The organism is Pleomorphovibrio marinus (genome assembly GCF_003347495.1).
GTDB lineage: Bacteria > Bacteroidota > Bacteroidia > Cytophagales > Cyclobacteriaceae > Pleomorphovibrio > Pleomorphovibrio marinus.
Window position 1 is genome coordinate 761,837 of sequence record NZ_QCXY01000001.1, and the last position, 26,389, is coordinate 788,225.

A 26,389-nucleotide genomic window follows, 5' to 3' on the forward strand; every position below is an offset into this window, starting at 1 on the left:
TGTCGAATAAGTTTAAAACAATTGGTTTCTCAATGGTTTTAATAACAAATTAACTCTAAAAACATTAGGATAAAAAAGGCGTGGTGAAACACGCCTTTTTTTCTTTACTCATCTCCTAAAATATCGGATTTTTTCGCTGTGGTCTTATTTTGATTTATTCTGAAATTCAAGGACAAATTAATCTGCCTCCTTCTTGGAAGCACATCCCCAACGGTGACAAATCCCGGGCCCTCAAAAATAAAGCGGTTCCTTCTTGAATTTCCTACGTCCATTACGTTCAACACCAGGGTACCTCTGCCACTGAAAACATCCTTGCTGGCAGATATATCCGCATAATACAGAGCTCTTCTAATACCCTGTGCCACCCTTTGCCTTCCTTCGTAGTTCCCTCTGATTTGCAGGTCGACAGTATTGGCTATGGTAAACCTGCTTGTGAGCCTGGCAAACCAGCTATAAGTATTGGTGCGGTAAAGATCCATAATGTTGCTACCGTCTATATCCGCATAAAAGAAATTGAGGTTCAAATCCATTTTCCACCAGTCGGTCATTTGGTAATCGGTGGTGAATTCCGCTCCTACTGCTCGCTCACTAACCAGGTTTTCCGGGATGGTAATGGAGTTTCCCTCTTCATCCACCCTTCTGATGCGGTCTATCTTATCCCTGGTATCCCTGAAGTATAAAGATGAAAATATAGATCCCCGCTCTAGGTACTTAATGTGTCCTACCTCGTAGGCATCGGTATATTCAGGATCCAAATCAGGGTTTCCACTAAAAAAGTTTCTTTGGTCCGAAAAGGTCATAAAGGGACTGAGGTCATTGTAAAAAGGCCTTCTGATTCTTCTGCTGTAACTTACTTGGAAAGCGTCATCCTGGGATAGGTTGTAGGTTAGATGCGCACTAGGGAATAAATCCATGTATTCCCTGGGGTTGATGTCGTTTGCCCGCACCAAGGTGGTTTTTACATCCGTGTACTCTGCCCGCAAGCCTGCCTGGTAGGTGAGCTTATTCGTTTTGTTCCCTAGAATGGCATAGGCCGCATGAATGTTTTCATTGTAAAGAAATATGTCTACAAGTCCTGGCAAGGGAATGAATTCCCCGGTTTCTGCCTGCTCGCTTACATTAAAGTCATTTTCCATATCCCTGAAGCTGCTCCTTAGTCCCGTTTCAAAATTACCTTCCTTACCCAAAGGTTTGGTATAGTCCAACTGAAACAACCATTGGTCTTCAAACTCGTCATTAAGGGAAGTTTGCAGAAGTGATCGCGATGGGAGGAGGTCACCCTCGGGAGTAAAGGCACTTTCGGTATAAACCTGATCTGAGTTTTCCCAATATTTCAAGAAGGTTACCGATGCTACCAATTCATGTCCGCTTTCTTCAAAGGACCTCTTATAGGACACATTATATTCCGAATTGGGTTCTTTTTCGTCCTCCACCTGCCTACGAAGTGCATAGCTGTCCATCACACCTGAAGGGGAATAATCCTCATAACGGATATCGGTAATCCGCTCCGCATCACTTCTCCTCAGGAGATAAGAGGCCGTCAGGATGTTATTGTCGTTAAAAAAATAGTCCAGGCCAGCCCGGATATTGTTGTTAATACTGTTGACGGTTCCGGTAGTGCTTTGTTCGGAATAAAAGGTGGTGTCTGCTGTGGCCACATCTTGGCGCAAATTACCAACCCTGGGCACCTTTCTGTACGCCAAGCCATAATTGATAAACCAATTGATTTTGTTATGCCGGTAATTGAGGTTTGCAGCAAAGCCATAATTGGTAGGATTTCCCAAAATACCCTCAAAGGACCCGTTAAATCCCTGAGCACTCTCTTTCTTGAGAACAATATTGATGACTCCAGCCATACCTTCGGCCTCGTACCTCGCAGATGGGTTCGTAATTACCTCCACCCGCTCTATAAGGTTGGAAGGGAGTTGTTGGAGTCCACTGCTTCCCTTGAAACTCACCAGCCCTGAAGGCTTGCCGTCAATAAGGATACGGACGTTTTCACTACCCCTAAGCCTTACGTTTCCTTCCGGGTCCACTGCAATGGAAGGAAGGTTCATCAGTACATCCGTAGCAGTGCCTCCTATATTGGCCAAATCCTTACCCACATTGAAGATCCGTTTGTCCAAGGCCAACTCCATCATATTTTTCTGTCCCTGAACAATCACTTCATCTAAATCCTCGGCAGATCCATCCAAGAGAATGTTTCCCAAATCCAAGGTACTATTCCCAGCTTCCAGGGTGATTTCCCTTAAGGTCTTGGGAGAATATCCGATAAACTCTACAACCACCTCAAAGTTGCCATGGAGAGAGTTTAGGGTAAAGCTGCCATTTTGCTCAGTAATACTGCCATCCACCAGTTGACGTTCCCCCTCCACATTGATTTGGTAAAGACTAACCGTGGCAAATTCCAATGCTTCTTTGGAATTGGCATCTACCACCTTTCCGGCTATTTTTCCCTTGCTTTGGGCCAGTGCCTGAGTAAGACCAATAAGGGTTAGAAAAAAAATTACGGGTAAGAGTTTTTTCATAGTGACGTATTTCCCACAAAAGTAGTTAATTGCAGAAGAGGAATTTGTAAAATTTACATGAAAAGAAAATGGATAATGTAAGCTGATAAAACGCATTGAATATTTCGTAAATACCGGATATTACACAACAGTATTATTTCCCTGCATTAGACAGGAAATATCAGTCAAGGTTTAATAGAAGTAGCCATTTTTACTCCCATGCAGACTCAAACTCATATTCTCCCGACCCCAGCTTTACGGAAACATACCCATCTTCAAACTTGCCTACCTCAACCTCCTTGATCTCCGAAAGGCTCCTCCCATCCAATAGTAAGGTTTGCGCATCCATGGTAGGAACATACACTTCTGCCTGTGTATTTACAGGTATGCTTACCTTAAGCGAAAGCTTCTTATCCTTTTTTATCCAAGTACTGGATATTTCCCCATTTATGCTATGGTGATCAGCATGTACATAAGAAATTTCGGAATCAGGTAACTCTGGTTTTATGCTAAACCTGCGATATCCGGGTTCATCCGCCGTGATGCCAGCCATATGCCGAAACATCCATTCATAAACTGACCCAAACGCATAATGGCTAAAGGAATTCATTCCCGCATTAAGACCAGCCATCTTTTCAGGATCATCCTTCACATAGCTATCCCACCTTTCCCAAATAGTAGTGGCCCCATTTTCTATCTCAAAGCCCCAAGAAGGGTACTCTGTATTCAGTAGCAATTGATAAGCAATATCCGAATGGCCAGTTGTGGAAAGAGCCGGTAGTAATTGCTTCACTCCCAAAAACCCTGTCGCCAACTTACCTTGGTTTTCCCGTACCAGTTCGGCAAGAAAGTTACCGGCTTTTTCTTTTTCCTCACCTTTCAAAAAATCTTTGTAAATAGCATTGGCATAGGCGGTTTGGGTGTGTCCAGAAAAACCCTTCTGCCCATCTACATAACCATCTCCATCTCCATAAACTGTTTCATCGGTTTTAAATTGGGAGGAAGAGGGATCCATATAATGAACCGCAAAGGCCTCTCTCACCTTTGTGGCTACCTGCCCATAGTGGTTGGCTCGGTCACTTTTTCCTAGGGCACGGGCCATTTCCTCCATCAAGGAGGCCACATACCCGTAATAGAAGGTCGCCAACATGTCTGGAGGTGTCTTTTTTCCTATGGAAAGCCAATCTCCGTATCCTCCTTTTGGGTGCAAGTCCGCAAAGGATCCCTCAGGATAAAAGTACTTTCCATTGCTCCTTTCCGCGTGAAAGTCCATAAATTTCTCCATTTGTTTCCAACCTTTCTCTATAATCCTTGTATCCCCGTAGGCCCTGTACATTTCATAGGGATTAATCACACCAGCTTCCATCCAGCCGGGAGCAAAGGTATCGGTAACCCTAATAGGAGGAGCAGGGGCATAGTCTGGATACGCCCCATATTCCCACTGTGCATCATGCAAGTCCTGAATCCACTTGGTAAAGAAAGCGGACACGTCCATGTTGAGAGTTGAAGTTCCACCGTATATCTGTGCATCTCCCGTCCAGCCCAAACGTTCATCCCGCTGTGGACAGTCGGTAGGGATATCCACAAAATTGGCCCGCTGTGTCCATACAATATTGGAGTAAAGCTGATTGACCATATCATGGTCTGTCTCAAAATGACCGGCTTTAGGAGTGTTGGAGCCTAGTACTAACCCGGTGATGCTGTTTTTGTCTGGGGTTCCAGGATAGCCCGTCACTTCCACATATTGGAAACCGTGATAGGTGAACTTAGGTGTCCATTCTTCCTGCTCCTGGTCCCCACGTAATATGTAGGTATCTATAGCCCTTGCCATACGCAGATTTTCCACCATTAAACTTCCGTCATCGTGTAGCATTTCTCCGAAACGTAGCACCACTTTATCACCGGCTTCTCCTTTGACTTTCAGGCTTACTACACCAGCAAAATTCTGCCCCATGTCAAAAATATACCTTCCATTACCTCTGTCGGTTACAGAAACTGGTCTTAATGTATCGGTGACTTGAACCGGCTGTGCAGGATATACTTGCAGGTTTCTTTTCCCAGCCTCGATGATGGATACATTATCCCAACCACTGTCGTCAAAGGAGGGCGCTTCCCATCCTCTTGGCTCCTTCCTTGCATCGAAGGTTTCACCATGCAGAATATCCGACTCCAGGGTGCCCCCCTTGCTTAGTTTCCATGAGGAATCTGTAATAATTTTCTCCTGGCTTCCATCAGAATATGTGATATGTAGCTCGGCTTTTAAGGCTGGAGTTTCACCATAGAAGGCCCTAACCGTGGGATTACCCACCAATAGGGCATACCCAATGTATCCGCTGAACCAGCCATAGGAAAGTTCGGATTGCAACACATTAGCCCCTTCCACCAAGTAATCTTTTACATTATGCACCGTGTAATACACCCTTTTATCATAGTCTGTCCATCCAGGACTTAAATAGTCTTCCCCTACCTTTTTCCCATTAATTCTGAATTCGAATAAGCCAAGTGCTGTTGTATAAAGTCTAGCCTTTTTCACCTGCTTTTTCACCTGTGCGGTTTTTCTCAATAGGGGGGATGGGGGGAGAATAAGTTCTTTCTCCTTGAAAGTTATAGGTGCCGTTTCTTGGGTATAATCTTTTCCTATCCATTTTGCCTCCCAGTTAGATTCTTCAAGAAAGCCCATTTCCCAAGTAGCAACATCACTCCAAGGTCCGGCCTCGTTATCCTTATCCCAACTGCGGACTTTCCAATAACAAATTTGACCAGATTGCAATGGCTTTCCCTCATACACTACTTGGTTAGTTTGGGAGCTGTTCACTTTTTCGGAATCCCAAAGGTCAGCCTTGCCCTCATCCAGCAGCTCCGGATTGCTTGCCACCAGTAGCTGATAGGAAGTTTGAACCTGAGACCTAGTATCCGATTGTAGAATCCAGCTCAATCGAGGTAGTTCCTCGTCGATTACCGGATTTACCAGATATTCACAACGTAGGTAGTAAGGAGTAAGATCTGATGAAAAACTAGGTCCTATGGAAAGCAAACTAACAAGCAAGGTTACTATGGGTAGGGGGTTCATTTGTATATCATTGTCTTATGTGAATCAGCAGGATACTTGGTGGGCTGCCCCGGCTCAGCGAGGGTATTTGGATGACTATCTGTTTATCAACTCAGATATGGCTTCAGATTGAAGGTGGCAATTGATCCAGCCTTGTTCAAATTCGGATCTATACTTTTCGTAGAATCGAATGGCGGGCTCATTCCAATCCAGCACCTGCCACATCATGCCGGTGCATCCTTCTTCCAAGGATTTTCGCATCACGGCTTCGAAGAGCAATTTTCCTCCCCCTTTACCTCTTTCCTTTTCGGTGATAATATAGTCCTCGAGATAGAGCCGCTTGCCTTTCCAGGTACTGTAACGGTAGTAATAGATTGCTGTGCCAACAATTTCCTGAGTGCTGTTTTTGACCAAGACATAAAAACCATATACCGGAACCTCCCCAAAACCGTCCTTTTCCATCATTTCAATGGTATTGGTGACTTCTTCTGGGGCTTTCTCGTATAGGGCCAATTCCTTTATCAATTCAAATATGGCTGGAATATCTTCCTTTTTTCCTTCTCTGATACTAAACATAGGCACTTGTAGTAAAAATCACCTTATTCAATCCAACATTTTTTATCTTTGAGTTCAAATATACACTTTATGTTTTTATCCATTGATGCAGGGAATTCCAATATTGTCTTCAGCTTATTTGATGAAGCTGAAAACGCATGGACAAATGAGCTCCGGATCAACACCCAAAAAAACCTTACCCTAGCTAGCTTAGACCAGCACACGGGTTTGTTTTTTTTGGAGTTGGGGCTTAGTCCTTCCAAGGTAACTCAAATTGGGCTCAGTTCGGTGGTACCAGAGCTTAATGCAACCCTGCAAGGTTTCTGCAAGAAGTTTTTTGGAAAAGAGGCCTATCTGATCAAGGGGAAAAGTTACCGGAATCTTCCCATTAATACCAAAAAGCCAGACGAGATTGGATCGGATCTGATGGCAAATGCAATGGCCGCCTTCGCCGTATTCCACCAAGCCTGCATTATTGTCGATTTTGGAACTGCACTTACTTTCACTGTAGTGGACAATAACGGTCAACTTATTGGGGTCAACATCGTTCCCGGCATAAAAACGGCACTAAAATCCTTGGCCATGAATACCGCTAAATTACCGGAAGTAAAACTGGAGATGCCCAAATCTGTTTTGGGCCAAGGAACGGTTCATTCCATACAGGCAGGAATATTATATGGCTACACCGGACTGGTAAACGGCATGTTGGATGCCATTATCAAGGAATGTGAGGAGAACTTTAGCATTGTAGCCACAGGGGGGCTGTCCACCATTCTGACTACGCTACAACATCGGTTTAACCTAGTAGATCCTTATTTGACCGTTGAAGGTATACGGTTGATCACCAAAGCTAACCAAAAGATAAAATCGTAATTCCTCTGAGAAAGCCATTTATTATTTGGTAATAATCCCAGAACCTATTATTTTGTGAAATTCTATATTTCAACTAAAATATTATACTATGAATGCTCAACCCCAGCCTTTTGATTACTATTTAAACACACTGAAAAATAACTACGCCCAGTTTTCTGGACGGGCAAGAAGAAGTGAGTTTTGGTATTTTGCACTTTTCAATTTTTTGATTGGTGTAGGTTTAGCGATTGTGGACGTTTTTGTGGGAACCATGGCTTTAAATGGTCTTTACTCCCTAGCTGTATTGGTTCCTAGTATTGCAGTAGCAGTAAGGCGGTTGCACGATACAGGAAAGTCTGGTTTATGGGTTTTAGCTGGATTTATCCCTGTGATTGGCTTTATCATTCTTCTGGTTTTTTTGGTTCAGGATAGCCAGCCCTATCAAAATCAATATGGGCCAAATCCTAAGACAGCAATGTCAGGCAGTGTATCCAGCGATGCCTAATTACGGAAGGTGTTCCTAATTTGGCATTCCGAAAGTTGAGGTGCCGAATGGGAAAAAAAGGTGTAAAAGTAAGGTATTAAGAAATTTGAATTTCCCTACCCGGCATAGAGAATAAAAACCTTTGGGAATGGAGCCTTCCCAAAGGTTTTCTTTATGGTTTATACTAGCATCTATTCGTTTCCCTCAGTACCCGGTATTTTGATCCAAATTAGGATTCAAATCCAGCTCCAACTGTGGGATAGGAAACACAAATCGCTGGGAAGAAGGTACCCCAAGTACTTCCGTGGCCAGCCCTGTACGGCATAAGTCAAACCAAGCTTCGGATTCGAACATCATCTCCCTCCGCTTTTCCTCTTGTACAGTTCTCACAAATTCCTCTACACTCGTCCCACCAGATAAAGGATCCAGTCCCGCACGTTGCCGTATGGCGTTTAGGCTGTTGAGGACTGCCTGGCTTATGGTGTTGCTGCTTCTGGCCAAGGCCTCGGCATGGATAAGGTAGACCTCCGCGAGTCGGAGTACAGGGATATTTTGAGCTGGAGGGTTGAAGTTTCTGTATTTTCCTACATACAAACGTTCAGCGCCTGTGTTGTCCTCAGCTCTCCTAAGGGTGAAATCCCTTCTCGAATCACCTTCTTCAAAAATTTCCAAGGCACTTTCGCGAGCAAAGAATTCTTGCCTGGAGGCAGGATTGGCATTTTGCACAAAGGAATTTGGGGTTTGCTGGTCAAACTGAAGCTCAAACAAGGATTCCTCAGAGTTTTCGCCCAACCATACATCCTCAAAATTTTCCACAAGCCCATATCCACCCGTTTCAAGCACCTCTTCTGCTAACTGAGCAGCCTGACCATAATCCCCTGTATAAAGGTAAACCTTGGCCAATAGGGCTCTAGCAGCAATTCCGCTGGCTCTGCCCTTTTGGGAACCGCTAGCTGTCAATGGTAGGGCCACCGCCCCTTGCAAATCAGAGATGATAGCGGCATAAACCTCCTCTACAGCATTTCTGCTTACCCTAAGGTCTGCACTAGTCGTCTGCTCGGAAGTGGGTTCCAGGATAAGCGGAACCTGTCCCCAACCCCTAACCAAATTAAAATAAGCCAATGCCCTAATAAACTGGGCTTCACGAACCAAATTCTGGATGGCAGTATTATTTACAAAGCCTTCTATTTCTGGGGCGTAGGCAATAATGTTATTACTGGCGTTGATGGAGGCATAAAAGGCTGTCCACATATTTAGGGACCAAGGATTATCTATCCTGATTGCAAAATTGCTATATTCCACGTATTCCGGAAAACCGGAAATATGCTCCATATGTCCCGCTGCAAACTCCGGCACGACTATAAAAGCCTGGCCATAGCTGAAACTGGTAGTAAGGCTCCGATATGCCCCAATAATCGCCGTTCTGGTGGTGGGTTCATCCGCAAAGAAGGTGGCTTGGCTCAATTGGTCTATGGGTTGCTTATCTATGAAATCATCACAAGACCATAGGGTGGCCACTAGTGCGAGGCAAAGGTGTAAAATTATCTTTTTATTCATGACGTTGACAGTTAAAAGGTGATGGATAGTCCGCCGGTAAAAATCCTGGGCTGAGGATAATTGGAATGGTCTGTACCATAGGCAATGCCGTCGCTAGACATGGCGTTTACCTCTGGGTCATAGCCAGAATACCGGGTAAATACAAAGGCATTTTGGATCGTGGTATAAATCCTCATATTGGACACCTTTAGCCTTTCCAAAAGGGAACTGGGCAGTGAATAACCGAAGGAGATGTTCCTAATCCTAAAAAAAGACCCGTCTTCCACCCATCTCGTAGAAACTGCGGCGTTGTCCAGGCTTCCTGGGGAAGGTCTGGGTACATCAGTAATGTCACCGGGCTGCCTCCATCTCCTAGTCCAGGCACTGTCTCCATTGCCACTGAGGTTAAATCCGGAAAAACGGTAAAATGCAGTATAGTTATAAAGGTCCACTCCTCCCACAAATTGACCCATGATGCTCAAATCAAAGTTTTTGTAAAAGAAGTTATTGGTAACACCCCCGTAAAAGTCAGGATTTGGGTCACCGATAATCCGCCTATCTTCTTGTCGGCTAGGTGGTCCCAGTGTCCCGTCATTCCTTTCGAAGTCGATCATGCCCGTTTCGGGGTTTACCCCGTGCATGGCCCATCCAAAAAAGGATCCGAGCGGAAGGCCTTCCCTTGCAATATTAAAGTTTCCTATTCCCCCCAATAAATCCCCCTCCGGCAAATTCACCACTGTGTTGCGGTTGAATGTCATGTTGAAGGAGGTGTTCCACACAAACTCCCCAGTGAGGTTTCGGGTACTCACTTCAAATTCAAGACCCTTGTTCTGGATTTCCCCTAGATTCGTAAAGGTGTTTTGATAACCTGAAGTACGAGGTATTTGCACCTGAATTAAAAGGTCCCTGGTATTTTTCACATAGTAGTCTGCAAGTACCTGAACCCGACCATCAAAAAGCCCGAAGTCTACTCCTACATTAAACTGCTCGGTAGTTTCCCAGCCAAGCTCCCCACTGCCATACACATTTGGAAGAAATCCGGGTTGCTGGTTGTAAACCTGTCCCCCTGAATAGAGTATCTGATTCACATAGTTAGGGATTTCCTGATTGCCTGTTAATCCCCAACTTGTTCTCAATTTTAGGTCCTCGAAAAGCCCATTGTCTCTCAGGAAATTCTCCTCACCCAACCGCCATGCAAAAGCAAAGGCAGGAAAATGTCCGTATTTATTCAGTGCTCCAAAGCGGGAGGAACCATCTATCCTGTAGTTGAGGGAGAAAAGGTACTTATCATCCAGGTTGTAGTTTACCCTCGAAAAGTAGGAAACGATACTCCATTCCTGAATACTGGCGTTTGCCCCACTTACTATTCCTCCTGCCCCTATCACAGGTATCTCGTTAAACGGGAAGTTGGTTCTGCGCGCATCGGTAAAACCGAAGCGGGATTCTTGGAAGGAAATCCCCAGAATAGCATCTACGCTGTGCCGCTCACCAAAGCCCTGGTCATATCGAAGGTAGTTTTCGTTCAGCCAAAGTTGGTCCTTGGTGACCCGGCTGCCTCCTAGTCCTATCCCCTGGTTGAACCTTACGCCAAAAGGGGGCAAAAAGAAGGTTTCCTCTATATTGTTTATATCCACACCAATGTTGGTTTTAAAGGAAAGCGCATCTGAAATTTGGTAAGAAGCACCCACATTGGTAAGGAGCCTTAGGTTTTCGGCATTGTTGGTGGGTAAGGTAAGCCATGCCACTGGGTTCTCCCTAGATGTCACTTGTGGGTCATACACAAATTCTCCTGCCGCGTCCCTTACTGGAATCGTAGGCGGGGTCACCAGACCGTTTCGTATAGGCGCAGACCTGGAGTTTTCCTCTTGGATTCTACGGTTAAATGCCCTGGTGATGTTTACATTGGTATTAAACTGCAAGCGATCACTATGTTGATGGTCCAGGTTCAGTCGAAAACTTAACCTGTCAAAACCAGAATTAAGAATTGTGCCTTCCTGGTTATAATAGCCGAATGAGGTATAGTATTGAGTTTTCTCACTACCCCCAGAAGCCGAAATCTCGTAATTTTGTATGGCCGCTGTTCGAAACGTTTCCCGTTGCCAGTCCACGTCCACATTGGGATTCAGGATGTCCGGATGAGGGCTTCCACCTTGGGGCCTGTAGCTCCAAAGATCCTGAATATAATCGATATATTCTGGGGCGTTCATAAAAGGCAGCCACCTTTCTTTTGGGACTTCAGAAACACCGGCATAGGCATTAATACTGATTTGACTTTCATTGGCCCTACCTCTCTTGGTGGTAACCATGACCACACCATTGGAGGCCCTTGCGCCATAGATAGCGGTGGCCGCAGCATCCTTTAAAACCTCTACAGAGGCGATATCATTGGGGTTAATGGAAGCTAATATGTTTATGCCCTGATCTGCACCCCCAAAGTTGAAGTCCTGTCCACCCCTAAAATTTGTGCTACTATTTACCGGTACACCGTCTATTACATAGAGGGGCTCGGAACTGGCATTGATGGATGTGGTGCCCCTAATGCGCACACTGATTCCCCCACCAGGGGTTCCCGAATTTTGGGTTACCTGAACACCACCGGCCTTTCCTTGAATAGCTTGGGTGAGGGAGGGTAAAAGATCCCTTTCGATGTCGTCGCTGCTAATGGTGCTCACGGCGCTTGCCAGACGTTTTCTATCCATGGTGCCATACCCGATGACTACCACCTCATCCAGCCGCTGCTGGTCTTCTCCCAAGCTGATGTCAAAAGTCGTTTGATTACCAATAGTAACCTCCTTTCTGGTCATGCCGATAAAGGAAAATACCAAGGTTCTGCCTTGTTCAGGGACATTGAGGACAAACCTTCCAGATTCGTCCGTGACCACTCCGGAACCTGTTTCCTTTACCATGATGCTTACGCCAGGAATAGGCTCACCATCCGACTCAGAACGCACTGTTCCGGAAATTTCTTGTTGTGCTGCCACATTTCCCAGTAGCCCTGCACAAAACCAAAATAGGAATAAAATTCTTTTCATACATTTTACGATTAGTTGATATATTAATAATAGGTGTTGAAAAATAAATAATTTATTTAAAATTGAGTAGTTAATCCAATTATATTTTGAAAACATGTTATTAACAAAAATATCTCGGAAAGTATAAGAGATTAAAGTTGGTAAATTAATAGGTTTATTTAGAGTATGGAGTGCAAATTCTACATGTACAAGTCTGAGGTCAAAAAGATTTTATACCTAAAAAAAGATTGGTTATTTTTAAAGTTGAAAAGTATCTTATCCCCTAGTTTTGTTCCCCTAATAAATGGCTGAGCAAAGAAAAGATTGCGGCACTCCCCCTCCATGGCTAGCGTTAATTCCCCTGGTCATAACTGGGGCTTCACTCGGTTTCTCTGTTTTTGTTTTCGAGGTGGAGCCACACTTTTCATTGTTTCTTGGGGCTGTGGTTGCGGGATTTTGCGGCTATTGGTGGGGATATTCCTGGAAAGATATTGAGGAGGGTTTCACCTATCCTATCAGTAGAACTGTACCATCTGTGATAATCCTTTTGATAATAGGTATGCTCATGGCAGTTTGGATAGCCAGTGGTATAGTCCCTGCACTGATGTATTATGGGTTCAAGTTTTTTGTAGCTAAGTGGTTTTTACCACTTATTTTACTTTTTTGCTGCGTAATGGCCTTGGTTACTGGCAGTTCATGGTCAACCATAGGCACGCTAGGGGTTGCCGCCATAGGTGTAAGCGAGGGTTTAGGCGTTCCCACTGCTATCTCTGCTGGTGCAGTAGTATCTGGTTCATTTTTTGGGGACAAGCTTTCCCCCATGTCTGATTCTACTAACCTCACTCCTTCGGTATTAGGGGTAGGTCTTTATCCACACATAAAGCACATGCTATATACTACCTTACCCTCCCTGGGGATTTGCCTTGCAGCATTCACCTTGGTTGGATTGTTTATACCGGGCAGTGATTCTTCAGCCGATACGGGCGAATATGCCGAACACATCCAGGAACATTTTGACCTTTCGATGGTAATGTTTTTGCCCCCTTTAATTGTTATTTTCCTGATTATAAAAAAGGTTCCTGCTATACCCAGCCTGAGTATAGGCGTGGTCTTGGGGAGTATTGGGTATTTGGTATTTCAAGGGGGCAATACAGCTACATTAGTTGAGACCCTCCACTCAGGATTTGTGATGGAAACAGGAAAGGATGAAATGGATTCCCTGTTTTCAACCGGTGGGATGGAAAGCATGTATAATGTGATCAACTTGGCACTGATATCATTGGCGTTTGGTGGAATTATGAATAAAACGGGAATGCTAAAAAGCGTATTACAAACGATGTCCCGGTTTGTCAGCAGCACGGGTAACCTTACTGTCACTGTACTTGGCACTGCTGTGTTTGTGAATATTTTTGGTGCCAACCAATACCTGGCCGTTATCCTTCCAGGGCAGATGTTCGAAGAAACCTACCGGAGACGAAAATTGAAATTAAAAAACCTGAGCCGCACCCTTGAAGCTGGAGGTACTCTCACTGCGCCATTGATACCCTGGAACAGCAATGCAATTTTTGTTTATTCAACCCTTGGTGTTTCTGCGGCAAACTATTTTCCCTATGCTTTTTTATGTTGGTTTACGGCAATTTTGGTGGCGATTTATGGGTATGCGGGGATTACTATGGAGGAGGATAAGGATGGATACCAGAAAACGGAAGATAAACCATAAACCTTATCCAAGTTTGCCTGCTCAAGTCTTCATGGTTAGAAATGCTTTTTGTCCTTGGTTAACGGCTTATGACGCTTCGTTTCCTATTTTTGCATTTCATAAACTATTCACGGGTAAAAGTTGGATTGAACCATTGAATGCACTACATTCAAGGGTAAATTCAAAATAACAATTAACCCAAAATGTCTGCCTTGAATGTAGAAGGTGAAAATTTACCCCCTGACTCCTTGCTTCAGGATTGGGAATCATTGAGATCTGGTGATATCAATGGGCTTGATGGTATTTACAAGCGGTTTTCAGATGAACTTTTTCAATATGGGTTAGGGATTGTACAGCATCCGGATTTTATTCAGGATTGTATTCAAGATGTTTTTATTGACCTATGGAAGTACCATAAAAACCTTCAAAAGGTAGAACAGGTTAAATTCTATTTACTAAGATCTCTTAACCATAAAATTTTTAGGGAGATAAAAAAAAGAAAAAAGCACAAATGTGAGGGGGAATACTGGGAGGTGGAGTCCTCCAGACTTTTAGCCGAGGAACAAAAGAACGCAAGCTACCACCGAGAAGAAAAACTTCAAAGGGCACTGGCCAAAGCGATAAATGATCTTCCCCTGCGACAAAAAGAAGTAATCCATTACTTGTTTTTCGAAAGCATTTCCTACGAAGAGGCCTCCAAGCTAATGGGGATTAACCTTAGGTCTGTTTATACCCTTGCATGGAAGGCCATATCAACCCTTAAACGAAGCTTATTTTTTCTTCCCTTTTACCTCTTTCTTTAGCAAGGATCCCATACAGGTGACAGGATTAAAAGTTTTTTAAAAAAAACTTCAACACCAAGGATAACTTTTGCACCTATCTGTCTCTATGCTCTTAACCATTCGAATTTATGTGTAAGGCTGATTATACCATAGAGGATTTTGTACTGGACCTAGAGTTCCGGAATTGGGTGTTGCATACAGACAAGACTTCCAATATTTTTTGGGAGGATTACTTGGAAAAATATCCTCAAAAACGGGAAGACATTCTCTTGGCCAGGAAGATAGTCATCAATATGTCCAGGTTTACCTTTAAGGTGGATTCGGAAAGAAAAGAAGCAGCTAGACAAAATATCCTTAAGGCGATCCAGCAATTTAGCGAGAACCCGGAGGAAAAGAAAGTGGTTCCCATCCATTCCCTGAGTTCCCTGCTCAAGCCTAGGGATAAGAGAAAAAAGGTATTTGAATTGGAACAAATACACAGGATAGCCGGAATTCTTCTACTTGCTTTCTTTGCCTCTTTTTTGATCAACGCACCATATTATTCCTTTGAGGAATCCCCTATCGAAGTAGCAGCTCCAGAGTACGAGGAGCATTTTGCTCCTCCGGGGATAAAGTCCAACCTTACCCTACAGGATGGTTCCAAAGTAATTCTAAACTCGGGCAGCCGCCTCAAATACCTCAAAAATTTTGAGCCCGACAGAAGGGAAATAGAGCTCTATGGAGAAGCCTATTTTGAGGTTTCCAACCAGCCAAAACGTCCCTTTAAAGTAAAAACGGGGCAGGTAACCACCATTGCTTTGGGCACCTCCTTTAACATTAAAGCCTTCGAAAGAGAAGATTTGGACATTTCACTGGTTAGTGGTTCTGTAAAGGTAAATATAGACACTGGCCAACTTGAACAGGTTTATCTGTCACCTGGGGAAATGGTAAACATTGGCTATCAAGATCAGCAAGTCTCCAAAAGACCTTTTGCCATAGAAAGCACCATTGCCTGGACCAAGAAAACCATAGTTTTTGACCATACATCTATACCAACTATCGTAAGGACCTTGGAAAACTGGTATGGTGTACACATCCATCTCCGTAATAAACCTTCCCGAGATATGGCGTTTTCAGGGCGCTTTCACGACCAAACCCTAAAAAACGTCTTGATTGGATTGAGTCATTCAGCGGGATTTGAATTCAAAATCAATAAGGATCATATATATATCACCTTCAAATAAAAACCCATTTGCCTATGTAAATATGTGAAAAAACAAAAAAGCCGCAGGTGTTCCCGCACCCACGGCCATGTACTAAATCGGGAAGGAAAGATTCCGGCTTTCTCCCGAGCGTCTATTTAAACAATTGGTATTCGCCTAAATAAACTATGTAAAAGTATGAAAAATAGCCTACTAAATCATGTACTCCACATGACTAAATTATTTACTATATCTTTCTTCTTCCAATGTATGACCATGAGTCTATTGGTAGCAAGCAATGGAAATGCACAAGTCAAGGATATCGAAGAGGTAAAGGTTTTTCTAAACCTGCCAGAAATGAGAGTGGACAGGGCCTTCAAGGAACTGGAAAAGCAAACTGACTTCAATTTTGTTTTTGAAAACAGGGAAATCAGGGAATTGCCACCCATTGCAATCCACAGTAATGGGGACAGCCTTTATGAGGTGTTGTCCTTTATTTCTACACAGTCTAGTCTCAAGTTTAAACAAGTGGATAACAATATCCATGTGAATAGGGTAAAAGAAAACCCCACTCCCCCGCTCACCCAACAAACCACACAGATGATTACCGGGACTGTTACCGACCAGAACGGCATGCCCCTTCCTGGTGCCACTATTTCGGTCCAGGGAGCTTCACTAGGCACCGTCACGGATATTGATGGCAACTTTTCTATTGATGTCCCAGAGGGATCCGTTCTCGTTTTTTCCTACATAGGCTATGAAACCCAAACGGTGAAGCTGGGTACCCAATCGGTAATGAATATTCAGCTTTCTGAAGATGCCTCCTCCTTGGAGGAGGTCTTGGTGGTCGGTTACGGAACTCAGGCAAAAAGCAAACTAACGGGTTCTATATCTTCCATAGATAATCGGGAATTTGAAAACCAGCCCGTCACTCGCTTGGATCAGGTATTGCAGGGAAGAGCCGCCGGAGTCCAAGTTACCAATAGCGGAGGAGCACCAGGCGGAGAAGTCAGAATCAGGATTAGGGGAGCCAATTCCATTACGGGAAGTAATGATCCACTCTATGTCATAGATGGCTATGTGGGTGCAGATTTTTCTACCGTAAACCCCAACGATATAGAAAGCCTACAGGTGCTAAAAGATGCTGCCTCTACAGCCATTTATGGTAGCAGGGGTGCAAACGGGGTAATCATTATTACCACCAAAAGAGGACAGAAAGGCGACATTAAGGTTAATTACAACAACCAATTTTCCTTTTCGGAAGTCCTAAGAAGGTATGACACCATGGGAGCTGCCGAATTTGCGGAGGTGGCCAATGAACGCAGTGAAGCCACAGGGCTTATGCCCTTATTCTCCCAGGATCAACTGGAGAGATTTAGGAGAGAAGGAGGCACAGACTGGCAGGACGAAATTTTCAGAACTGCCACTGGACAAGAACATCAAATCAGTGTTTCGGGGGGAAGTGAAAAAACCACTTTCATGGTCTCTGCAAACATACTGGACCAGGATGGAATTATAGAAAACTCAGGTTTCAAAAGACAAATACTCCGTGCCAATCTTTCCACCGAGGTAAACGAGAGGCTGTCTTTCAGGGTAAACATGTTTGGCTCTAGGGGGACCAACCAAAACACTTCTACCATCGGTTTTGGCACTGCCAGTCCTTTGGTCCAGGCCTTAGCCTGGGCACCTACCACACCCATTTTTAACAGTCTTGGAGAATACACCATGAACGACCCCGTAGGATCGGTAAAGGAAAACCCAGTAGCACTACTTTACGATAGGATGTTGATAGAAGAGAGGACTACTGGTAATGTATTAGGTGGTCTTAATTATAAGTTGGCCGATGGCCTATCACTGGATGTGCAATATGCGGTAAACTATTTCAACCAACAAAACAAATTTTTATACGGTACTTATGTTACCAACAGGAACCCACGTGCCACAAGGAGTTCCAGTGAACAGATAACCCTACAAAGCACCAGTGCATTAACCTACAAGAAGGAACTTGGGGAAGGACACTTGTTGGACGTGGTAGGAGTTTTTGAAACCCAGGAATTTACAAATAATTCCTTTTCCACCACTGCTAACCAACTCAAAGACCCCTCGCTCGGATTTGAAAATATCGGGTTAGCCGGATCCTTCAATGTGTCTTCCGCTTACCAAAAATGGACGCTTATGTCCTTTCTTGGTAGGGTGAATTATTCCTTCCAAGACAAGTATTTACTCACCATGGCCATTAGAAGGGATGGTTCTTCCAAATTCCGTGAAGACAACCGATGGAGCGTGTTTCCCTCCATTGCTGGTGGGTGGAATATCTCAGAGGAATCATTTATGCAGGGACAAAGTACCCTCAGCCTGTTTAAGATCAGGGGTAGCTGGGGAATAACCGGCAGCCAAGCCATCAATCCTTATGCTACCCAATCCACCTACCGGACAGATCCCCTTGTATCCTTTAACGGAAGTGGAGTGGTGAGTGGAATTATGCTTGGCAACCCTGGGAACCCTAACCTTATGTGGGAAACCACCGAGCAGAGCAACATAGGCGTGGAAATGGAGTTTTTGGATGGGGCCTTATACGTGGAAGGTGATGTGTTTGTAAAAAATACCAGAGACCTACTGATCAATCAACAGCTTCCGGGTTATGTTGGTGCCGGCTTCATCACCAGAAATTTGGGTAAAGTACAGAATAAAGGATGGGAAGTAACCGTGTCTGCAAATATTTTCAAAAACCGAATGGCAAGCTGGACCAGTTCCTTTAATATTTCCGATGTCCGGAATGAGGTGGTTAGCTTGGGAGGAATAGCGGATAGAATTTTCACCAATACCAATGTAGGTGCCGGAATGTCTACGCAATCCGAATACGTAGTGACTCCGGGAAGCCCATTGGGCTCCTATTGGGGCTTAAACTATTTGGGTACCTGGAAACCTGGGGAGGAGAGCCAAGCTCAGGTTTTTGGGGCGGTGCCTGGGGATTCAAGGTATGAGGATCTCAATAATGATGGAGCCATTACATCCTCTGATTTTCAGGTCATAGGCACAGGTATTCCCACCACCTCCTTGGGGTGGAATAATACTGTAAATTATAAATCATTTACTCTTAACGTATTTTTTCAAGGGGTTTTCGGCTTTGACAAGCTCCACTATACCCGGGCTGCGGCCATTTCTGGCAGTGCAGATGCCAGACAGCCTGTATTGTCTGAAATCAGGGATCGGTATATTCCAGGGGTTAATGAAACCTCGGATATTCCTGCATTTAGCCTAACCAATCTTAATTTTACCCAATCCACTAGGTTCTTGGAAAGTGGTGATTTCCTAAGGTTAAAAAATGTCAGTTTAAGTTATGATTTCCCAACTCAATGGATAAAGAATGTGGCTAACCTCAGGGTTTTTGTCAGTGGTATCAACCTTTGGACCATTACCAATTACTCAGGAATAGATCCGGAATCCAGTTCCGTACATGGAGCAGACACCGCACTGGGAATTGACTATGGGGCCTACCCCAATGCCAGGATCATCACAACGGGTATCAATTTATCTTTCTAACGCAAACAATCATGAAGACGATAAAAATAAAATTACTATTCGGAATAATGGCCGCAGGTCTATTAATCAACCCTGGCTGTAGTGGTTTTTTGGATGAAGATCTTCAAGGACAACTGGTCGGTGTTGGCGCCCTCAGTTCTGTAGAAGGCCTTGATGCTGCATTGACAGGAGCCTATAAGGGACTGGGTTGGACTTGGAGCATGGGTTTCTTCCATTCCACTCCAATGGGTGCTACCATGGGAGGGGACGACATTACTACACATCCTGCCAGCAACAAGCAGGAGTTTAGGGAGTTTGATCAATTTGCCGTCTCTCCCGGAAATTCCCGAACCGGGCAGATGTATACGGGCTGCTACAAAGCCATACAAGGAGCCAACAATATAATTGAGAATTGGGAAAATACCTCTGGCCCCGAAGACAGGATTAACGAGATTGTAGGTGAAGCCTACTTTTTGAGAGCGTTTTCCTACTATTGGCTAGTAAGACTATACGACGGAATCCCACTGATCATCACGCCAACCTTTTCGGAAGATTTACTTTCTATAGGAAGGACAGAATCTAGCGTGATCTATGATCTGATTATCAGTGATTTTGAGCAGGCAGAACTTAGGCTTCCCAATTCCAAAAGAGATCCAGGGAGACCAAATAAAGGCTCCGCCGCAGCTTTCCTGGCGGACGTTTACCTGACCATGGGAGGATGGCCACTCCATGACACATCCAAGATTCCATTGGCAGCACAAAAAGCCAAAGAGGTGATAGACAACAGAGCTACCTATGGCTTTGACTTAGTGCCCACCTACGAGGTATTGTGGGCCAATGATCCCTCTGGGTTTAATATGCCAGAAGAAATATTTTCCTTATATGCCTATGATGGAGTAGGCCAGACTATGAATGCTCACTTTGGCTTTGCCTCCATGCCGGGCGAACAGTCAGGCTGGGAAGATTTCTTTGCGGAGATCAATTTTTTCAACAATTTCCCGGAGGGTCCCAGGAAGGACATGACCTTTAGGACTGAATTTGAATTGGAAGATGGCAGGGTGTTGCAATGGCAAGACCTTCAAACTAGGCATCCCTATTATAATAAATATTATCAGGCGGGAGACCAGAAGAGGTGGTTTTCCTCCATCCCATTAATCATGATGAGGTATGCCCATGTATTGACGATTTATGCTGAAGCCTCTACAAGGGAACTAGGTAGTCCCTCTACAGAGGCCTATGCATCCATAAACCTTATACGGAATAGGGCCGGGCTCCCAGAGCTTGAGGGTTTATCCGGAGAGGAATTCATAGAAGCAGTAATCGATGAACGTGCTTGGGAATTTGCTGCAGAACGAACACGGTGGTTTGACTTAGTGCGGCTAGAGCGCGTAGAAGAAGCCAATGCAAACAAACATCCATGGGACTTGCAGCCCATTGGGGGAATATCAAAGGAGGATTATACATTTCCCTTGCCGCTCACAGAAACACTTAACAACCCTAACCTTCAATAATACCCAGGGTTAATAATTAAATATCCTACAAACAACCAGGTCAAGTAATTGGCCTGGTTGTTTTGGTTTTCACCCTTGGGCCAATTATCCTCTTTTTATCAAAAAACAACTTGAAATATCCCCTAGCAACTTTAGATAGTGCTGAATGCATAGCCACCACAAAAATAAACCGTAATTGTATCGTTATTTTACTGGGTCAAAAAAAGAAAAAAGGTAGTTGTTGGTTTGAACCCCGCAGCTAATGATAAGAAGAAAAAATAGGTTTAATATCCATTTCTTACTGCTTATTAAATTGTGTATGTTTGGGGCACTCTCCCAAAGAAGGACAGGAACTTTCTTAGGCCAAATATATTTATCTTACCATCGAGAAACATCTTTTATGAGGATCACCCTTTTATTAATTGTAATACTTTTGACTGGTATTTTTGCCCAGCTTGCCGCACAGGAAGTCCACGACTACGAAATCACCCTGGCCGGATTTAATATAGGAGAGATGCAGGCCACCAAAATCCAAAAGGGAGACACCACTTTTTTTCTGCTGAAAAGTGAGGTGAGCTTTTGGCTGTTTGGGAGGATTAATTTAGACTATGTCACGGAGGTCAAATATGTGGGCGATACATTTATTTCCTCAAAGGTGCAATCCAAATCCAACCGTGGGAACTTCCTTTCGCGGATTTGGTGGGATGGGGATCTTTATCAAATCCGGGCCAATTCCTATAAATATGAAAACAATGACCAGTTGGCACAAGCCATTACCTACTCTGCCGTGAAATTATTCTATGAAGAACCCAAGGGTATATCCAAAATGATGGCTGAAAACTACGGAAAATTTGCCAGCGTGGAACGTACTGGAGAAGGCCAATACACCACTCTGGTGGAAGGAAACAAAAACAGATACTGGTACGAAAATGGTAATATGCAAAGAGTAAGTATGCAAAGCCCCATCAAAAACTACATCATACAAAGAAAGCAGTAGCCGATGAAATCGAGCCTGCCCTGACGGCAGTCAGGGCATGACGAGCACGTCACACACCGGGATGATTATCGTTGCGAGATTCCCCCGAAGCGAGTCCGGGGCAGGCTATGTGACCTGTAAAAAACAAATATAAACACATGAAAAACCTTCACCGCTATCTGGAGCATACCCTATTAAAGGCAGACCTAAATTACCAAGCTGTTGAGCAATTGATAGCAGAGGCAAAAGCCTATTCATTCAGGGGGCTATGCATACCCCCATTTTGGGTAAAAAAGGTAAAACGAGAGCTTCAAGACGAAGATATACAAGTAGTAACGGTGGTTGGCTTTCCCTTGGGAAATACCAGTACTGAGGCCAAGGTATGCGAAACCTTACAGGCCATTAAAGATGGTGCAGACGAATTAGATGTGGTATGGTCGCTTACCGCCTTTAAAGCCGGCATGAATTGGCCAAAAATTGAGCTAGCAAAGCTATCCACCCTTTGTCACCGGGAAGAAAAAATCCTTAAGGTAATCATAGAAACAGCCTATTTGAATGAAGAAGAAATTTTGCAAGCCTGTGAAATTTGCAGGGACGCGGGTGCCGATTTTGTGAAAACCTCTACTGGTTTCGCCCCATCAGGGGCAAAAATTGAACATATCAAAATGATTCGGGAATGCCTTCCCAGCCAGGTAGGAATCAAGGCCAGTGGGGGAATAAAAACCAGGGAACAGGCCATTGCGCTAATCGAAGCAGGTGCTGATCGCATTGGCACAAGTAATGCCATTGGAATATTAACTGCGCCTTAAGGTGGGCTTTACTTTTTTACTGAAAAGGAGCAGACCCACAATCAATCCGGCCCCAGTCATGGTTATCCACCACCAATAGGGCTTATTTCTGTCTATGGAAATAGGGTCGGGGTTGCCAATCAGGATTAATCCAGCCCAGTACTGTGGGGACAAAACCCTTCCATGGTTTTCATTCAAGTATTTCAGTTTGGCCTCCTTCAAGGCCTTGTCTTTAGGGAAGCCCTCCAATATAAATTCGAAAAAATAAGAAGTAATTTCCATACTGGATTTTTCATCAATTTTCCATAGACTCGTAAGGAGACTTTCGCTTCCTGCATATTGAAAGGCGTGGGCAAGAGAAATCATCCCCTCCCCTGGCTGATATACAGGCTTTCCAGTTTCACATGCAGCCAGTATGGCTAAGTTTGCAGAAAGATCCACATCATAGATTTCATAGGCGTAGAGCGAATGGTCTTCGTCAGAGGTTTTGGAAAAAATCAATCGAGAAAAGGCTGGGCTTAGATTATTGGATTCCGCATGGGTACCTATGTGTATAATTTTATGGTTAGCAGCATGTTCTTTAAAACTTTGAATGGTAGACAAGCCATGGGTAAAACTCCTTCCATTAAGCAATTTGGAGGTTTTTTCTGCCAGAGAAAGGGTAAAAGGCTGAGGCAAGAGGGACAAATAGGCATTGTCCAAGCTCAGGGAATCGTTAAGGTTCTCTACATAAATATCCTTCATGCTATCCATGAAGCCTGGGGCGAAAGCAATATAATTTGAGTAGTTAACTTCATGTTGTCCTGAAGGCATCCTATGTAGGCTAAAATGGGTGGACAAGTCATGCTTAGCCAACAAACTAGCCTGGGCAATTTCCCGAAAACTATCTATAGGACGTTCCAGTAACAAGTCAAAGCTTAGGTTGTGCAGCTGTCCGTCTGGAATGATAAATACCCTACCTTCATCCAGAATTTGGGAAAAGGGCGCCCACAATTGCTGGTAAAGTCCAAAACACAATTGCCCAAATTGTGTAGGTTCATTCCACGACTGGTTAATACCTTCCAACAAAGCCGAATCAAATTCAAGTGGGAAAAGCTGCAACCCCTCCCTGGTATTTACAACTGCAACCAGATTATCTTCGAGAAACATATACCTAACCCATTGGATGTCTCCAGACAATACAAGGCCTTCCTCCCAAACCAGAGAATACCTAGTTTGATAATATTTAGGGAAATACTCTTTTAGCTTTTCCAAAAATGCCTCCCAATCGGACATCGCGGAATGATACGCTGTTAAGGAGGAGCCACTCTCCAGTAATTCCCGAACACGGGTCTTCAACTCATTTTCCTCTTTTAATATTTGATTCGGAATATCCACAAACCCAGTTTCAGCGGAGCGGTTCATTTGCGCCCTGATTTTGTAATATACTCCCGATTCATGGGTGGCCAGTAAGGATTCCAAGTATAAAGCTTCCCCAGTCTCCTTGTAAAGCTCATATTGGATTTTTTTGATGAGGTCCACTAACTCTTGATTGTGGGCCATTAAAACCCTCATATCCTCATCCTCTGTGATTATTTGTTTTCGCTTATCCGCAGTCTTTAATGCCTCCTTTAGCTGGGTGTGTAGTTGACGGAGCATTTCAATGTCCCTATTCGGGGTAGATGCATAAGTTGCCTTAACCTCCAAAAGTACCGCCTCAGGTTGGTCAAAGGTAATTCGGATGGAATCCAATTCGGATTGTGCGTTTTTGATTAACTCCTTAAGGATATCTTGACCTCGAATAGCATGTATTTTTGCTTGTTCGTAATCTTCTAGATAAAATGCCACTTGTCCCAAATTGATTTCCTGCCTAAAACCAGGTATGGAATAAAGTCCTTCAATTCCAGAAATGTAAACATAACCTTCATTGGCAAGAGCAAGAGCCAACTCCCTGTCCTTTTGCTTTGCATAAAACTCAGACGCCGTGGCCAAAAAGTCCAAAAAAACATAATCATAGGAACCTTCAAAAGCACTTTTATACATAATTTCGGCCTCCTTGTAATGATTTTTTGCCTCTTCCACTTTATTTTCACTGGCATAAATCCTGGCCAGGGTATGGTTAGCATCCCCTTCTTGCAAGTAATAATCACCATCAAGTTTCCTTAGAGCCCTTAATCCCTGTTTGAGCCACCTTTTGGCTTCCTCTAAATTATGCATGGAATAATGAGCCTGTCCGATAAGCACCCAACTTTCAATTATCTCGGGATGGTCGGAGGGATAATGCTTCTCCTTTTCTTTAAGGGTATATTCATGGATATGCAAGGCCTGCGCAAAATTACCAATACTCTTATATGTCGCTGCAAGATTGATAGACCCGTAAAAAAAGGACAAAAATGCGCGCTCTCTTTTTGGATCATCTAAAGCGTTTTCAATAAAGTGAAGGGCATTGCTTATGGAGGATTTTAGCAGACGGATACTTTCCTGGGTTTGTCCCTTTATATCATAAATGGCTCCAAGGTTACTCTGTATCATAGCCTTTCTATAGTGGGTATTGACTAAGTTGGGCTCCATCTCTTCGATAAAGTCCAGGCACTTGTGCCAATAATATCCAGCAGAATCAAATTGTGCGGCATAGTAGTACCGAACACCCATATCATTAAGCAGGTTGAATCTGTTCTCCTCAGTGGTGTCAGGGTCTTGTTCATACCCTTCCAGTGCTTTCAAAGTATGTTTTTTGGCAAGTTCCGGATTGCCCATTTTATTGGCTATTACCCCGAGATTACTTTCAATTACTGCCCATTGTGCAGGCCTGTGGTCGGTAATAAGTAGGGTAATACTAAGTGCTTCTTCATTGGCTTTGTAGGCCAGCTCATAAAGACCCACATGGTCAAAATAGGTTTGCGATTCCAAATGAGCCTGCCTATGTGCCCTTAAATCGTCTGCTACGGTTAAAACCTCTTTTACCCATTCCTGAACCAAGCCTACACCTCTTTTTTCTCCTTCCAATTTATCAGCAATCCGCCCTGCATATGGGATAAGGTAAGTTAGGTTTAGCCAATCTTTTTCTTTTCTAAGAAATTGTGCTTCCTTTTCCAACATTTCTAAGGCTCTTTGGAAGGCTGCTTCCGAAAGGGCACCCTCAATGCCTGACAATTTTTGATCTATGGGATATTCCTGGGCAAACCCTGTGTAAAGGGTAAAACAAAAACATCCGATAACCAAAAAGCCTTTCATTTTGCATCAATTATTTCCATTAGCTCTTCTTTTCTGTGATGCTCAGCATCTACCAGATATCTTTTGGCCGAAGAAAAGTCTCCATGCTTAATATGCGCTAGGGCAAGGTACCAAATTGCGTCTCTTTGGAATTTCGAATCTTCCAAAGACTCCACCCTTTCTAAAAAAAGAATTGCCTCAGAGGATTCACCAAGTCCAAGATGAGCCATCCCCATAAAATAGTTCAAGGTATCACTGGGAGAGTCTTTATTTATCAATGGTTGCCATAATGTAATTGCTGAAGTATAATTACCAATTTTGAAATCAACCATGCCTCTATCAAAGGCGTATGTGTCGGTACTGCTCATTGTGGTAGGTACACCGGGATCCTGCTCAAAGTAGGCATGAAATACCTTCTGTCCCTGTGTTTCTGAAAAGACATGTATCCAAAGCATCACCCCGAGCAGAATGATAACTGAGGCAGCTATGGCCAATACCCTTATCCACCTTTGGTTTCCCCGGATCCCATTATTGGGATTAGAAGAAAAACCTTCTTGGAAGCCTTTCATTTTCTCCCTTAAGACCGCCTCCTCCATCCCCCCAATAAGGCCCTTAACTTCTGCAAGTTTTTCCTGAAGCAAAACATCCACCTGAAGTCGGCTTTCAAGATCTACCTTTTCCTCTGGCTTCAGCCTATCCATAAGGTAGGATTCCAAAATTTCAAGTTCCTCTTGTGTGATATGTTGGTTTGTTTTCAATGCGCTT

The 26,389-nt window shown here is 43.9% G+C and carries 16 protein-coding genes; 9 read left to right on the forward strand and 7 right to left on the reverse strand.

Going from position 1 to position 26,389, the window contains the following annotated elements; all coding sequences use genetic code 11:
• Positions 1-104: 104 nt before the first annotated feature.
• From DB520_RS03215 to DB520_RS03225, 3 genes are all read right to left on the reverse strand, one after another.
• Positions 105-2,528 (reverse strand): outer membrane beta-barrel family protein, encoded by a 2,424-nt coding sequence (locus DB520_RS03215; protein ID WP_114748185.1) that lies wholly within the window; start codon positions 2,526-2,528, stop codon positions 105-107.
• 190 nt (positions 2,529-2,718) lie between these two features.
• Positions 2,719-5,577, reverse strand: a complete 2,859-nt coding sequence (locus DB520_RS03220) for an alpha-L-rhamnosidase (protein ID WP_114748186.1) — start codon at positions 5,575-5,577, stop codon at positions 2,719-2,721.
• 75 nt (positions 5,578-5,652) lie between these two features.
• Complete coding sequence (locus tag DB520_RS03225; protein ID WP_114748187.1) at positions 5,653-6,132, reverse strand: GNAT family N-acetyltransferase; 480 nt, start codon at positions 6,130-6,132, stop codon at positions 5,653-5,655.
• Between the two features lie 69 nt (positions 6,133-6,201).
• Between DB520_RS03225 and DB520_RS03230 the strand changes: the two genes are divergently transcribed.
• Complete coding sequence (locus tag DB520_RS03230) at positions 6,202-6,984, forward strand: type III pantothenate kinase (RefSeq protein ID WP_114748188.1); 783 nt, start codon at positions 6,202-6,204, stop codon at positions 6,982-6,984.
• A gap of 88 nt (positions 6,985-7,072) precedes the next feature.
• Positions 7,073-7,468 carry a DUF805 domain-containing protein gene (locus DB520_RS03235; protein WP_114748189.1) on the forward strand — a complete coding sequence of 132 codons (396 nt, stop codon included), beginning with the start codon at positions 7,073-7,075 and terminating at the stop codon, positions 7,466-7,468.
• A gap of 183 nt (positions 7,469-7,651) precedes the next feature.
• On the opposite strand, the gene DB520_RS03240 is transcribed toward DB520_RS03235, so the two are convergent.
• The gene (locus DB520_RS03240) at positions 7,652-9,004 is read right to left on the reverse strand and encodes a RagB/SusD family nutrient uptake outer membrane protein (RefSeq protein WP_114748190.1); all 1,353 of its coding nucleotides are present in this window, start codon (positions 9,002-9,004) and stop codon (positions 7,652-7,654) included.
• An 11-nt stretch (positions 9,005-9,015) separates the two neighbouring features.
• Positions 9,016-12,015 (reverse strand): SusC/RagA family TonB-linked outer membrane protein, encoded by a 3,000-nt coding sequence (locus tag DB520_RS03245; protein ID WP_114748191.1) that lies wholly within the window; start codon positions 12,013-12,015, stop codon positions 9,016-9,018.
• A 283-nt stretch (positions 12,016-12,298) separates the two neighbouring features.
• Here DB520_RS03245 and nhaC point away from each other — a divergent pair, with 283 nt between their 5' ends.
• The 7 genes from nhaC to deoC all read left to right on the forward strand — a co-directional run bounded on the left by nhaC (position 12,299) and on the right by deoC (position 22,453).
• Entirely contained in the window at positions 12,299-13,714 is a 1,416-nt protein-coding gene (gene nhaC, locus DB520_RS03250) for a Na+/H+ antiporter NhaC (protein WP_114748192.1), read from the forward strand.
• Positions 13,715-13,896: 182 nt separating this feature from the next.
• Complete coding sequence (locus tag DB520_RS03255; protein ID WP_114748193.1) at positions 13,897-14,496, forward strand: RNA polymerase sigma factor; 600 nt, start codon at positions 13,897-13,899, stop codon at positions 14,494-14,496.
• A 107-nt stretch (positions 14,497-14,603) separates the two neighbouring features.
• A complete protein-coding gene (locus DB520_RS03260) occupies positions 14,604-15,698 on the forward strand; it encodes a FecR family protein (protein ID WP_114748194.1) in 1,095 nt (364 codons plus the stop codon).
• A gap of 189 nt (positions 15,699-15,887) precedes the next feature.
• A complete protein-coding gene (locus DB520_RS03265; protein ID WP_198675225.1) occupies positions 15,888-19,199 on the forward strand; it encodes a SusC/RagA family TonB-linked outer membrane protein in 3,312 nt (1,103 codons plus the stop codon).
• Between the two features lie 11 nt (positions 19,200-19,210).
• Positions 19,211-20,689 carry a RagB/SusD family nutrient uptake outer membrane protein gene (locus tag DB520_RS03270; protein WP_114748196.1) on the forward strand — a complete coding sequence of 493 codons (1,479 nt, stop codon included), beginning with the start codon at positions 19,211-19,213 and terminating at the stop codon, positions 20,687-20,689.
• Between the two features lie 241 nt (positions 20,690-20,930).
• Positions 20,931-21,665: a DUF6134 family protein gene (locus tag DB520_RS03275; RefSeq protein WP_198675226.1), complete on the forward strand. Its 735-nt coding sequence runs from the start codon at positions 20,931-20,933 to the stop codon at positions 21,663-21,665.
• Between the two features lie 137 nt (positions 21,666-21,802).
• Complete coding sequence (gene deoC, locus DB520_RS03280; protein WP_114748198.1) at positions 21,803-22,453, forward strand: deoxyribose-phosphate aldolase; 651 nt, start codon at positions 21,803-21,805, stop codon at positions 22,451-22,453.
• Here the strand turns inward: deoC and DB520_RS03285 are convergent.
• Both DB520_RS03285 and DB520_RS03290 read right to left on the reverse strand, forming a co-directional pair.
• Positions 22,439-25,645 carry a CHAT domain-containing protein gene (locus DB520_RS03285; RefSeq protein ID WP_114748199.1) on the reverse strand — a complete coding sequence of 1,069 codons (3,207 nt, stop codon included), beginning with the start codon at positions 25,643-25,645 and terminating at the stop codon, positions 22,439-22,441. The genes deoC and DB520_RS03285 overlap by 15 nt on opposite strands.
• A complete protein-coding gene (locus DB520_RS03290) occupies positions 25,642-26,382 on the reverse strand; it encodes a tetratricopeptide repeat protein (protein ID WP_114748200.1) in 741 nt (246 codons plus the stop codon). The genes DB520_RS03285 and DB520_RS03290 overlap by 4 nt, the downstream gene beginning before the upstream one ends.
• Positions 26,383-26,389: the final 7 nt, after the last annotated feature.

Bases quoted from the DNA above. Each gene is read 5' to 3' on its own strand.
- DB520_RS03215 (WP_114748185.1), bottom strand. From the start codon at position 2,528: ATGAAAAAACTCTTACCCGTAATTTTTTTTCTAACCCTTATTGGTCTT.
- DB520_RS03220 (WP_114748186.1), bottom strand. From the start codon at position 5,577: ATGAACCCCCTACCCATAGTAACCTTGCTTGTTAGTTTGCTTTCCATA.
- DB520_RS03225 (WP_114748187.1), bottom strand. From the start codon at position 6,132: ATGTTTAGTATCAGAGAAGGAAAAAAGGAAGATATTCCAGCCATATTT.
- DB520_RS03230 (WP_114748188.1), top strand. From the start codon at position 6,202: ATGTTTTTATCCATTGATGCAGGGAATTCCAATATTGTCTTCAGCTTA.
- DB520_RS03235 (WP_114748189.1), top strand. From the start codon at position 7,073: ATGAATGCTCAACCCCAGCCTTTTGATTACTATTTAAACACACTGAAA.
- DB520_RS03240 (WP_114748190.1), bottom strand. From the start codon at position 9,004: ATGAATAAAAAGATAATTTTACACCTTTGCCTCGCACTAGTGGCCACC.
- DB520_RS03245 (WP_114748191.1), bottom strand. From the start codon at position 12,015: ATGAAAAGAATTTTATTCCTATTTTGGTTTTGTGCAGGGCTACTGGGA.
- nhaC (WP_114748192.1), top strand. From the start codon at position 12,299: ATGGCTGAGCAAAGAAAAGATTGCGGCACTCCCCCTCCATGGCTAGCG.
- DB520_RS03255 (WP_114748193.1), top strand. From the start codon at position 13,897: ATGTCTGCCTTGAATGTAGAAGGTGAAAATTTACCCCCTGACTCCTTG.
- DB520_RS03260 (WP_114748194.1), top strand. From the start codon at position 14,604: ATGTGTAAGGCTGATTATACCATAGAGGATTTTGTACTGGACCTAGAG.
- DB520_RS03265 (WP_198675225.1), top strand. From the start codon at position 15,888: ATGACTAAATTATTTACTATATCTTTCTTCTTCCAATGTATGACCATG.
- DB520_RS03270 (WP_114748196.1), top strand. From the start codon at position 19,211: ATGAAGACGATAAAAATAAAATTACTATTCGGAATAATGGCCGCAGGT.
- DB520_RS03275 (WP_198675226.1), top strand. From the start codon at position 20,931: ATGATAAGAAGAAAAAATAGGTTTAATATCCATTTCTTACTGCTTATT.
- deoC (WP_114748198.1), top strand. From the start codon at position 21,803: ATGAAAAACCTTCACCGCTATCTGGAGCATACCCTATTAAAGGCAGAC.
- DB520_RS03285 (WP_114748199.1), bottom strand. From the start codon at position 25,645: ATGAAAGGCTTTTTGGTTATCGGATGTTTTTGTTTTACCCTTTACACA.